Genomic DNA, 12,416 nt, shown 5'->3' with positions numbered 1-12,416 from the left:
AATAGGATCAGGGTTTCAGAGCTGATTTATCTCTCACTATAAATGATATCTACTGGCTTTATAGATACCGAAATTGCTTATTTTATTGGTCTTCCGAAGGGGAATAACCATGGCGACGACGGTAAGCTCTTGAGAAGGATGATACCGTTGAAAACCCAAGTTCTTCTGCAACCACCGTTTGAGGTACTCCAGCCTTTATCTGCTTCTTGGCAATATCCAGTTTTAGATTTTGATGGAAGCGCAGTGGGGGCACGCCATAAATATTGGTGAACGAACGTATCAGGTGAAAACGAGAGAGGCAGGATGCCTGCTCGATATCGGTCAAAGATAGATGATGACTTCCAGAGTCAACGATATAAGTTCTTGCAACCTCGAGCCGAGCTAATAATTCTTGCCGAGTACTTGCTCGCTTACAGGGAAGGTTTGCACTTAAATTCGCAAGGTAGATAATGTGCTCAGCCAAATAGGTTGCTAACACATCAGCATCGGCATCGAGTCTATTGTTTGCAACTGCCTGCATTAATAATCCCACTTGTGAGCCGCGGATTGGCAAACGAATAGTTTTTACATCAGGAACATCATCGCTTCCCCCCTCTATATCTTCAGAGAGAACTTCAGACATCAAGCGGCTTACTCGGTTTGGGTCAAAATAAAAACAACAGCCCTTTGCATAAGATTCTATTGTAAGCTCAAAAGATTCACTTGGAGCAGTTAAGAGAAACTGACCAGAGCCCAAAGCAAAACGATTGCTTGCTGATGTATAGGTTTCTGAGCCGGTTAGCAACAGCTTCGCCGAGAAATTGGCAGAGTGAATCTGAGCACGCCCTTGATTAAGGCTGGAACGAACGAGATAATCAGAGGAAGTGGGCTTTGGGCCAATTCCTTCATAGCTATTGATTAAATAAGGTGTCATCTACTAATGATACCGCTAACACCGAGCATAAAAAAAGCCTGATAAGCTCTTTCTCTGAAAGACCTTATCAGGCTTTTTAAATTGGTAGCGGGGGCTGGATTTGAACCAACGACCTTCGGGTTATGAGCCCGACGAGCTACCAGGCTGCTCCACCCCGCACCTGACTTAGTGTGGCCTCTGCCTCACCAAGGACGCGCATTATATGGGTGACTTTCCCATCGGTCAAGCGCCATTATAAGTTATTTTTCTAAGCGTACATTTATCGCACAAAGAGATGTTATATTGTGTTGCGGAGCCCAAGATCATGGGAGTATGGCTCTAGATAGGCTTGCTTTTTAATATAGTCGCTGCCGTATAATTTTAAATAGTGCTTTAAAAGTGCAACTGGCACCGCGAGGTTTACAGCACCAAGGCGATAGTCTTCGATACTTTTAGCCAGCTCCTGTCGAACAGTGCCCGAAACCTCTTCTCGTAAGTATCCAAGCAGATGATAAAGGGTATTGGTGTGGCCATTGCGGGAAGCCAACTGGGTTATTGAGGTCATAAACTCTTTTATATATTGCTTGGTGAGGGTTTTGATATCACCGATGCCTGCCTTTGCTACCATTTGCCCTAATTTCTTGTAGGGTTTCTGTCCGTGAGCCATAAGAAGATATTTGTAGCGGCTATGAAACTCGACAAGCTTATTTGGCGTTGGATCAGTGTCCATATGAGACTTCCAGTCATGATAAGCAAATACTCTGGCAATAAAGTTCTCTCGTAAAATAGGATCATTTAGGCGCCCCTCTTCTTCTAGAGGAAGTAAAGGGTTTACCTCTTGTAAGGCTCTGACAAACAGACCCGCATGTTTACCCGGCAGAGGCTGCTCATTGCGATAAACCTTTGTGCTAAAGAGCCCACAACTAGGAGACTTTTTCATCAGTATATAGCCACATAAGGATTCGCTGAGCAGGCCGATCTCCCTGCCGTAAGCCAATAATGCATCACTTACGTCTAAGTTATCGCTGACCGAGCCTATTGCTCTGACCTCACCTTCAAGATCGACCAAACGAATGGGCTCTCTAGGTACACCTAGGCCTATGGCTACTTCAGGGCAAAAAGATTGGAATTCGAAAACCTGTGAAAGATGGTTTAAACAGAACTTTGACTGTTTGTGGCCACCGTTATAGCGTACCTCATGTCCCAGTAAACACGAACTAATACCTACCGCAATTTTATCCATGAGCCCCATCTACATCACAATAAACCTGACATCTTCACTAAATGCTAAACACTTTCAACTAATAATGCATCAAAAATACACATAGCGGTTTAAGACTCCCAGCGCTTTCTTAATGGATAATATAAAAGCATGTTCGCGATACAAAAATATACAGAAAACCCTAACCTAATTAATTAGTATGTCACCCAAAGTAAGATGGCGTTAGATAGCTTTAACGTGAGGTAGCGATAACTACCTTTACAAGACTCTCAAGTACTCATGCGGTATTGGCGCTACCTAAGGCCTGTCCATAATTTCCAACATTTTGTATTAAGCGGAAAGTTATATGTGTATAAAGAAAAAAATAGCAAGCTTATTCTTCATTGCACCATTATTTTTAAATACCATAGGTTGTTCTTCGACAACATTAGACAATAATTCGTTAACAGAGTCTGCGGTCAAAGAAGAACACGATATCGAGCCGATATATGCGATGGAAATCCGCGAAAAAAGTTTATGGTTCTTGGTGCAGTCAAACGGTTGCACCAGTGAAAAGAGCTTTCACTTAGACATTAAAAAACGAGATAATCAAGAAGATTTGATTACATTGTACCGGGTAAGAAAGGATCCTTGTCGCGGTATGCCCATTACTCTAGCCCTAACTTCACCGCTGCCAGAAGAAAATATTGGCAATCGATCTTTCTTGGTAAAGAATCCATTTATTACTAAGCCTATAGAACATTTCCAATCGAATTTGGACTTATCCAAACGACGCTGACAATAACGGAGCCGTTTATCAGCACGGCTCCTTAGTATATTTACCTTATTGCCGAGTCTCTCCCTTGGATAAATCTTGAGCCTGACCTGCACTCACTGACTGATGTCGAAACACAATTCTGTCAACCTTAAAGAACTGCGAACGCCCGTGCAGAACAAAAGTGTAGCTTTCTCCTGCACGTAAGCGATAGACCGCAACACGCTTATTATTGTGGCCACCTGGGTCTAGACGGTTGCCGGACGCCCACTGGAATTGATTGTTTGCACCACCAAAGAACTTGGTATTTCTCTTCAGCATAGCAAGAGGTGCATCATCCCCGTGGGAGTTACCTGCATTTGGCCCAGCGTCGTAGTTACCATCTAGTCGCACAAAGCCATCATTTGCTACATCAGTTCGCAATTCGCCATTAATCTCACGATGTTCTTTCGCAGCAAATAAGTGCAAGAAGTAAAGACCATCACGATTAATTGTAAAGCGATACTCCAAAGGGGATTTAGCAGGGCCATTTAGTGGCGTGTTACCGCTAAATTCTATATATCCTGTACCTGTATGCCCAGAGATACTAGTTTTGGTTTGCCAAAGGTCAAGAGATGATGTGGTGTTTTCCGCCTCCATAATCACCAAGCCATCTTGCTCCACATAATCACCAGTAGCGGCAGGAAATTTCCAGGTAGGCCCAATATGAGAGCAACCTTCTTTACCCGCATCAACACGGCCTGGACAATAACTTTCATTAGGGGCATCACCTACAGGGCCATTACCACATTGCACATCGTTGTATAGGGGACGTCCAGCTGCGCCAGGACCAGGGCCAACTAAGGCGCAAGCTTCTCTTACTGTCATAGTGCCACGGCTAGTATTAACCATGGCATTCCCTTCATTGTCGGGGAAGTTAGAGTCACAGTAACATTGATTGCCAACGGAATAGCTATCTTTCCAAGCAGCAACAGGGGTATCAATAATATCTTCAAGAGGAATATTATCGATGCGCACAATATCAGGATGACGCTGAAGGCCGCCTGTTTTGGCCACTACTATAACCGCCCAATCTTCCAGCACCTGAGAGGGAGGATTGCCGATACTCTTCGCGCCGGGGCCTTGTAAAGTATCGCCGTTACTCAGTTCTCCCGTGCGCGGATTAAACCACTTAACCTCATAGCTATGATTATTAGGTAGGCTAATATCTGTTGTTCCACCATCACGCAAGTATATGAGATAGGCGTTTCCAGCATCGGCTAATACCCAATCACTGTTGGTGCTGGTAACATTATTGTCAGCCTGCATACTTTGCAGATTAATGGACAAGTCACGCTGCAGGATATCACGGAAGAATTTCACCAAATGCCCCGATTGCTTCCAATGATCATCGAACTCGCGCATATTTTCTACCGCTAGATCGTAAGCGTGTCCCACACCTTGGTTTTTAAGATACCATTCAAAGCCCGCGCCACCGGCCATAACATTGGCCCACATCCAATAAACTCTCTGCTTCTCTGTAACATTGGAATTAGGAGTTGGTGCGTCACCGCCAGAGGCTTCCGTCATAGTGATCACCCAAGGATAGCCTGCCTGAGTAGACTTATTTAACCATTCAGCAGTTTTGCCATAAACACCAGAACCACCCGTGGCGTTACTAGGAATACCACCAAATTGGAAAGTGGGGCCATCGAAGTCAGCGTTACCGAGTAAATCATCATACTTGTCATGATCACCAGGGAAGGTGTGCATTAGAACAGCGTGTTGATATGGATCGACTTCCTTAAAGTATTTAGCGAACGCCCGCTGCTGCTGGGGAGTATTGGTATTTTCCTCACCTAAATTCCACTGCAATGCAGGGTGGTGGGCAAAGCGAGAAATCAGCTCACGATAATATAATTTACGCTCAAAACCGAGATTACCATTATTAAGCAGTTGATCGTTTTCAGTCTCTTGGGTCATCATATGGGCCATGATGCCTTTTTTCATCATATGAGATAAAACTACCTCCCACTGGTCGAGCTTACTGACATCAAACGCTTTACGATTACCACTGTACTCAACCCATGGATGAGCATCACAGCCGTCGCCGTTTGCAGTCATCGCCATAATGTAAATAGCGTTTACACCTGTAGATGCTATGTAATTAACAACACCTATTAAGCTCTTGCCACGCCCATTACCCCAAGTAGGATCGTTGTTTTGCCAATCGTTTGCATGCGTTGGGAAATCATGCAAAATCCCTTTACAACTGTTAACGTTATTATGCTTGGTAGTATTATCGAATTCGGAGTAGCCAAAAATGTTTTCGGGGCTATCCATTCCACCTTCGATATAAACAGAACCGTCACCGGCAAACCTCAGATAGCGCTCACCGGCAGTATGCCCCAAGAATCCACGTTGACGCATATCATTAGGCTCTGAGTTAGCCTGCGCAATAGTAAAGCGGCCTGTATTGCCATTAAAGTTGCTCACTGCTTGGCCCGCATTAGCATTACTTTCGACAGCAATATTATCACCTTGACGCATAGAAACACTGTAACGCCATTCACCAGTAGAAGGAGGTGAGAAATAGGCGCGCCATTTATCACCTGCGACAGCACCACTATTTGCCGCATTACCATCAGCAGCAAAATGACCGGGAATCACCATAGTTTTATTACCCTGGGTAAAGGTGACATTAAAGCGGTGATCAGTAAAAGTTGCATCGTCTTCTTCCGATGCACTGTAGCCACTACAAGTAACACTGACTCTATGCCATTGCTGCAGAACACCCTCGACTTCACAGTTATTATTACCTGGTGCAGGTGTCGCAATGGGCGTAGGCGTTACTGTGGGACTTGGTGCATTATTAGAGCAAGGCGTTGAGCCACACATACAAATACTTTGTTCAGAACGACTATTGGCACAGTCGGTCGCCTCGTTACCGTATATTGTCCGACACTCTTGCGTAGTATCACACTGGTCTACCACAGGCGTAATTGGATTGTTAGGATTTGGCGTTGGCAACGGCTCTGATGTCGGCGTGGGCATTACCGTAGGCTCAGGAATAACAGTCGGAGCTGGTGTTTGTGCTGAAGGAGTAGCAGTCGGTGATGGAGCACTATCTCCACTACCAAGCAGAGAACTACTTTCAGAGCCTCCGCCACACCCTGAAAGAAGTAAAACAAATACACCAATAATATTAAGATATCGTATTGTTTTCATGACAGTCCAATCGGCCCAGTTATCTAATTAGAGCCATACTAACGTAGAACATATAAGGAATTTTATAGCGGTATTACGAAATGTGATTTGCCACTCAAAAAAAATCACACCTTAGTGAACTATTTATGTTCACGACTATTTCTCTAGGCTTAGTTACTTTGAGAGCCCGTGCAAACCCATAAAAACAAAAAAATCGCCATTATCGATACGAGCGAAAGCAGAAAGCAGAAAGCAGAAAGCAGAAAGCAGAAAGCAGAAAGCAGAAATAAAAGTCTGTAGGATTTTTTAACAACAAATAAAGAGTAATATCAAGAGGTACTCATCAACGTTTACCCTATTGTAGTTAGAAAATAACAAAACTTTAAAAAACTTAACAAGCTGCCACATATTATCCAACTTTAGATAATGATATTATCCATTGGTAGAGCTTAGAAGGGCACCTGACTCTAAACCGATTTTAATTTTCAAAAATACAAAAATCTAATTTTTTATATTTACATTTTTATATTAACATATTGAATCAATAACTCTCCTTTTTCTAAAGGTAGTTTCTAAATTTAATTATGCTCAAAAACTTACGTAAGTTATAGCGTTAAAGAAACACCCCCCCTATTAATACAGCCATTGGTTATTCTCGTTATGGCCCTTTTTATAAAATTTATTTTTTCAGGGTGTAACCTGCAAGATCCAAACAAAACCTGATGTAAGACGCCGTATTACTTTTTGCAACTTGATTATAATCAATGAAAGCGGTGATGAACTAAGCTGTAATTGGATATCAAGTTTCAGAACACATCTTGGCGTACATACTGCTGTATATTTCTATGACATAAATAAATTTTCCATATAATAAATTCAACAAAGACCAATCGAGCTAAATTATTTATAAATTATAGAAAGCTCTAAAACTGACAGAATTTACTATTGGAATATTAAGCAGTGAGAATTAACGCACATCAAGTGCTCACTATTAAGAATTAAACAAAATTTATATATCCAGGCTAGTTATACAGCTAAAATATTAAAAACAAATCAATAAAAAATAATACTCACGTCATTTCTATTAAAACTATGAGATGTCTTTAACTTTTTCTAAAATCCATCTTGATAGCGACAATAAAAAAACCTATTCTTCCGCTCAACTAAATTTATTAACTAAATTTAATAACTAAAAGAGCAATTAAACCTTATAGTTTAAAAAAAGACTCTAAAAGCCATACAACTCCAAAATACATATAAAAAATAAGGTACAAGTTATGACGTTCAAAAAACTAGCTTTAGCTACTGCTTTCAGTGCTTTTTCTGCTTTCAGTTATGCACAAGATGTAACTCAGGGTGTCGTAATTGAGGGTGAATCAATTCCTATTGGAATTTCTATTGGTGATCGTGTTCGACAAGTTGAAGCAGCTATCGGTAATTTTTCAGAATTTGATTTGCAAGACCCTAATAGAAGCTTTTGTTCAAACCCTGACTCAGATGGTGATATTAGTTGCACTTATATTGCAAATGATGATACTGGATCAGAGTTGGGGGAAGTTATTGTAGATTTCAGAAGAGGCCGAAAGGTAGATAACCTTCGTTGGTCATTTGAAAACTGGACTACAACTACCGGCTTATCACTTGCTGGCTTAAAGACCGTGTCTGATCCTTCAGAACTAGAAGCTCTATATCCAAATGCGAGGGTAACAGTATTTAACTCTTCAGTACGCAATATTGCTATAGTGGACGATACTGAAAGCGGCCTTCTTATGGTGAATAACAGCACTGCAGAGCCTTCTCCATTTAATGGAGCATATGGCGAGATTTTTAAGCCATTTTAATAAATAATTAAGTCATAGTTTAAAATTAAGGTGCCAATCTTATTGCGCTTGGCACCTTTTCAGTATATCGAGCAACAGTCTAATTCACATATAACGTTTATACTCGCTTAGTAGATACATGTAATTGTTCTAACAAATTTCCTGTAATTACTATCGGAGAAAGGCTGTAAAAACTCTATGCTAAATTATCTATTATTTCACAATTAATAGTTTTCTCTTATTTACAGTAAGGAAAATATAGAGAGGAAAAGTTCTTTATTTTCATAAGCAGAGCTATTGACGTCATAGCTTGCAGCAAAAATAATGCAATTCATTAACACTTAATCAAAGCGATTTTAATCTTATGGAGATTTATAACGCCCTCACACATCAACAATAAAATAAATCACCTGCCAATTAATCAAACCTCACCACCTACATTAGTTATTATTGAAGCTTACAATTTTCAAAATTGTTAATTGCAATGTTATTACCCCCAACACAAAACGTATGCAACGCATTTCAAGGTTAATACAAAAAACAAAAGCGCCTCTAATGCAATAAAAAATAACAAATAAAATAAATTAATCTGTAACTCTCAAGAATCGATATGAGAAATAGAAAACTTTATAAAGTAAACAAAACCTATATACATAGTTTATTTAATCATCTAACAACTTCGAAGTGACATAAATAAAAACCTAAGCAAACACCATCTCACTTAAAAATGTTAGGCACTTCTAAATTTTAAAAAACCACCCCTTGATCACTACAAAAAAAAAGCCTAATCTCGCGTTCCACTAACACAGCTAACCAAATAAGAATTTAATAATTTTATTAATAACTTATAAAAATCACAAAACTATAAAATAATTTTGCAAAGTTATTAATTTTATAATTAAAGGACAATTAAACATTACCGTTTAAAGAAGGAGGCCTAGAAGGCCACAAGACTCCAAAACACATATTAAAAATATAAGGTATTACTTATGAAATTTAAAAACCTGGCTTTATCTGTTGCGCTAAGTGCTTTTTCTGTTTTTAGTTACGCGCAAAATGTAACCGAGGGCATTGTTATAGAGGGTGATTCATTACCCATTGGTGTCGCTCTTGGCGATTCACGTCAAGAAGTTGAAGCCGCTGTTGGCAGTATCTCGGAGTTTGATTTACAAGATCCAAACAGAAGCTACTGTACTACTCCAGAAGCAAGCGGTTTTTATCGCTGCACTTTCATCGCAAATGACGATACTGGAGCAGAACTAGGTGAAGTCATTGTAGGCTTCAACAACGGCGCTACTTCAAACGAAGAAGTCACAAGCCTTCGTTGGTCATTTGAAAACTGGACAACAAGCGCTGGCGTATCGCTTGCTGATCTAAAGACCGTCAACGACGCATCAGAGTTAGAAGCCTTGTATCCAGATGCTAGAGTTAGAGTATTTAATTCAGCGCAACGCAGCGTTGTTATCGTACAAAGCTTCACCGATGGCATTACTATGGTTTATAGCGACAGTGCAAGACCTTCTCGCTTTAACGGATCATATGGCTCTATCTTCTCAGCGGTGCAATAAGTAGAGTTGTAAAAGCCTGAAACAAGGTGTCAAAGTGATACACTTTGACACCACTTAAATCTAAAAACTAGCACTTAAATCACAATCACTTTTACACTCGCCTTAATGAGTTCATGCAATTTTTCTCTTGTCTCTCCCGCTCTCGCCCTTAGGGAAAGACTGTGAATCAAACTCTGCGCCAAACTTGCACGGCTCTCAGGACTGACAGACACCGATAACTTTCCTTCTTCTGCAGAAAGACGAAACTGTTCGGCTAACTTAGTATCGATATGATGAATAAAGCCAAGTAAATCTTCCTGAATAGCAGTATGGCTCGGCGCAACAGCAACAGCGGCACTCATTATCATACAGCCTGTGTACGGCCTAGCACGAGTATAGATATCTAATGCACTAAGACAGAAACGCTCCAGCTTTACCCCCATCTCTTCGTCAGATTGCATGCTTTGCTCGAAGGCTGCATCCATCATGCAAGCAAACTTAGCCATCGCCTTTTTGAAAACAGCCTCTTTATCACCAAAAGCACGGTATATGCTGGGGCGATTCATTTTCATTGACTCAGCTAAATCATCTAGCGAGGTATCGCTATAACCCTTTTGCCAAAAGACCTGTATCGCTGCATTTAATGCCTCTCCCTCATCATACTTACGGGGTCTGCCACGCGTTCTTTTCATAAATTAACTCTTAATATTGTACCAACTTGCATAATATTAGCACTCAATATATTATTATGCGAAATAGTATAATATTTCAGGTGAGATTATGGCCAGAATTGAGCACCCCAAAAGCCCCATTCCCCGTCAATTAAAGGGACTACATTTATTCCACTTTGATAGCGCTCCCTGCGCTCAGCGGGTGCGCTTCGCTCTCGGAGAAAAAGGCTTACGTCGTGGTCGTGAAGAGAAGTTTGATGATATATCGGCTACTGCCGTTGCCTCCGATGAAGGACACTGGGTAAGTAGAATTGTGTCATTACCTAAAAAACAACATATGACTCAAGTTTATGCCGGTATTCACCCCAACATGGTGGTTCCGGCCCTGGTTCACGATGGCCAACTCTACCTCGAATCGATGGATATTATTCAATACATTGATGAGGCATTTAGTGGCGTAGGCCCCAGACTATTGCCAAAAAATCAAACACAGAGACAGTCGGCACTTAAAAGGGTCTCGCAGGCCAAAGTTTTACATCGATCAGTACGCTATGTCTCTTTTCACTGGGGACTGGGGAAATTAGCGATGTTAAATACTTCAAAGCGACGTGAACTAGCCCAGCTCGCAAAAGAGGGTAAAGACGAAGAGCAATTAGTCGATTTTTATAATAAATATAGCGTCAACAATATTTCCTCAAACATTTATCAAGATCACCTTAGAAAACTTTATCATGCATTTAATGATGTTGATCGAGAGCTCACTGACGGCAGAAAATTTCTCATCAGTGACGATATCTCAATTGCAGATGCATTCTGGTCAATGAAGGTATTAAAACTTATAGAAACTGGATACCCCATTGCTGAACACCACCCTACTCTTTACCAATGGTATCAGCGAGTATGTTGCAGGCCGTCCTTTCAAAATGAGGTGATGTCCCACAACAAAGGTATGAATCGTTTTTTTCGTGCTAAATCTTTTCTTCAGAATCTATGCGGTAAAGGCTTGAATAGTGCCGTTTCACAAGTAGTACGTGCAGCTTAAATATAATTAATTAATTTTTCATTAATACATACAGGTGGAGATATCCATGAGCACAGAACATACTCAGCTTTATATTGAACTTTACAACTACAAGCCTGCTTGGTTTGAACTTACACAAGAAGAACGGGAAAACTACGTGGACATTGTCAGCAAAGCAATCGCCGAGATGGAAACAGGGGACGTTAATGTTATCGGCTTTGGTTACAACGACTCAAACACAGATCGACGTGCAAAATACGATTTCTTTTGTGTTTACACCATGCCCAACACTGAGTTTGCAAGAGCTTTTGAGGAGCAAGTCAAAGCTTCAGGTTGGTACAATTATTTTGATCAAGTTAATATATCTGGGCCCCAAAAATCCTACGCGGTAGCTCTAGCTGATAATGCACAGCAACTAAAACCCGAAGCTCAATAAAGCTATTTAAACAATGTGAGGGCACAATGAGTATTTTTGAGACTGTCAAGATACCAGATACAAAACTATGTAAATCCGCTTTTCAGCTAGTGAAAGATTGCCACGAGCCTTTCCTGTTCAATCATGTATTGAGAACATTCTTCTTTGGAGCTTTTGCCGGGCAGAAAGCCTCATGTAATATTGATATGGAAATGTTATTTCTTGGAGCAGTACTACACGATATTGGCTTGGTAGAAGATTATGTTGAAGATAATCGATTTGAAATAGATGGGGCCAACGCAGCTGCAAAATTTCTTCAAGCTTCTGGCTACCCCGATGAAAAAATTGAGATAGTATGGGATGCCATAGCACTCCATTCGACAATGGGTATTCCTCAGTGTAAACAAGCAGAAATTGCTCTTGTCCAGATGGGTGCAGGTATAGATGTAGGTGCGATACCGCTGCATATCATTAATGCAAAAATTGTAGATGAAGTCATAGACCGCTACCCCAGAGAAAACTTCAAAAAAATGATGACTAGTCGCGTTGCTGAAGTAGCAGGCCGAAAGCCTGAGACTTCAATGCATACCTTCGCTGCAGATTTAGCAGAACAACATGTCGAGGGCTTTCATCGACATAATTTTTGCGATGTTATCCATAACGCTGGATTTAAAGAATAATGCAAGGATATGCAAATTTGGAATCACTGTATGACATTTTCAATCACATGTTAAATGGCTAGAGTCTGTGTAGCCACGTTCGCTCTCGATCTACTTAAGCTTCAAATGGAAATATATAAAGCTGTTTGATAATATCATTCCATAAAAACCGAAGTAGATATAAATAATAGAGCCGCTCTAGAGTTGACCGATAAGGCAACTCTAGAGT

At 40.7% G+C, this 12,416-nt stretch carries 10 protein-coding genes and 1 tRNA gene; 6 read left to right on the top strand and 5 right to left on the bottom strand.

Annotation, left to right across the window (positions count from 1 at the left end):
- Positions 1–82 precede the first annotated feature (82 nt).
- The 3 genes from BVC89_RS05700 to BVC89_RS05690 all read right to left on the bottom strand — a co-directional run bounded on the left by BVC89_RS05700 (position 83) and on the right by BVC89_RS05690 (position 2,135).
- Positions 83–913 carry a helix-turn-helix domain-containing protein gene (locus BVC89_RS05700; protein WP_086930258.1) on the bottom strand — a complete coding sequence of 277 codons (831 nt, stop codon included), beginning with the start codon at positions 911–913 and terminating at the stop codon, positions 83–85.
- An 82-nt stretch (positions 914–995) separates the two neighbouring features.
- A tRNA-Met gene (locus BVC89_RS05695) sits at positions 996–1,072 on the bottom strand.
- 118 nt (positions 1,073–1,190) lie between these two features.
- Positions 1,191–2,135: a YbgA family protein gene (locus BVC89_RS05690; protein WP_245929351.1), complete on the bottom strand. Its 945-nt coding sequence runs from the start codon at positions 2,133–2,135 to the stop codon at positions 1,191–1,193.
- 325 nt (positions 2,136–2,460) lie between these two features.
- On the opposite strand from BVC89_RS05690, the gene BVC89_RS05685 reads away from it, so the two are divergent.
- Positions 2,461–2,892: a hypothetical protein gene (locus BVC89_RS05685; protein WP_086930256.1), complete on the top strand. Its 432-nt coding sequence runs from the start codon at positions 2,461–2,463 to the stop codon at positions 2,890–2,892.
- A 45-nt stretch (positions 2,893–2,937) separates the two neighbouring features.
- Here BVC89_RS05685 and BVC89_RS05680 read toward each other — a convergent pair whose 3' ends face one another.
- Positions 2,938–6,075 carry a DUF5060 domain-containing protein gene (locus BVC89_RS05680; protein WP_086930255.1) on the bottom strand — a complete coding sequence of 1,046 codons (3,138 nt, stop codon included), beginning with the start codon at positions 6,073–6,075 and terminating at the stop codon, positions 2,938–2,940.
- Positions 6,076–7,331: 1,256 nt separating this feature from the next.
- On the opposite strand from BVC89_RS05680, the gene BVC89_RS05675 reads away from it, so the two are divergent.
- Positions 7,332–7,895, top strand: a complete 564-nt coding sequence (locus BVC89_RS05675) for a hypothetical protein (RefSeq protein ID WP_086930254.1) — start codon at positions 7,332–7,334, stop codon at positions 7,893–7,895.
- Between the two features lie 968 nt (positions 7,896–8,863).
- Positions 8,864–9,442 carry a hypothetical protein gene (locus BVC89_RS05670; protein WP_086930253.1) on the top strand — a complete coding sequence of 193 codons (579 nt, stop codon included), beginning with the start codon at positions 8,864–8,866 and terminating at the stop codon, positions 9,440–9,442.
- Between the two features lie 74 nt (positions 9,443–9,516).
- Here BVC89_RS05670 and BVC89_RS05665 read toward each other — a convergent pair whose 3' ends face one another.
- Positions 9,517–10,113, bottom strand: a complete 597-nt coding sequence (locus BVC89_RS05665) for a TetR/AcrR family transcriptional regulator (RefSeq protein WP_086930252.1) — start codon at positions 10,111–10,113, stop codon at positions 9,517–9,519.
- Positions 10,114–10,201: 88 nt separating this feature from the next.
- On the opposite strand from BVC89_RS05665, the gene BVC89_RS05660 reads away from it, so the two are divergent.
- Genes BVC89_RS05660 through BVC89_RS05650 form a run of 3 tightly spaced genes read left to right on the top strand, consistent with a single transcriptional unit; the run spans position 10,202 to position 12,208 of the window.
- Positions 10,202–11,134, top strand: coding sequence for a glutathione S-transferase family protein (locus tag BVC89_RS05660; RefSeq protein ID WP_086930251.1), 933 nt, complete (start codon positions 10,202–10,204; stop codon positions 11,132–11,134).
- A gap of 46 nt (positions 11,135–11,180) precedes the next feature.
- Positions 11,181–11,549: a DUF6616 family protein gene (locus BVC89_RS05655; protein WP_086930250.1), complete on the top strand. Its 369-nt coding sequence runs from the start codon at positions 11,181–11,183 to the stop codon at positions 11,547–11,549.
- Positions 11,550–11,575: 26 nt separating this feature from the next.
- On the top strand, positions 11,576–12,208 hold the full coding sequence (locus BVC89_RS05650; protein WP_086930249.1) for an HD domain-containing protein: 633 nt from the start codon (positions 11,576–11,578) through the stop codon (positions 12,206–12,208).
- The last annotated feature ends 208 nt before the right edge of the window (positions 12,209–12,416 follow it).

It is taken from the genome of Agarilytica rhodophyticola (assembly GCF_002157225.2).
In the GTDB taxonomy this organism is placed as follows: Bacteria; Pseudomonadota; Gammaproteobacteria; order Pseudomonadales; family Cellvibrionaceae; genus Agarilytica; species Agarilytica rhodophyticola.
This window is presented reverse-complemented; position numbering and strand designations above follow the sequence as displayed.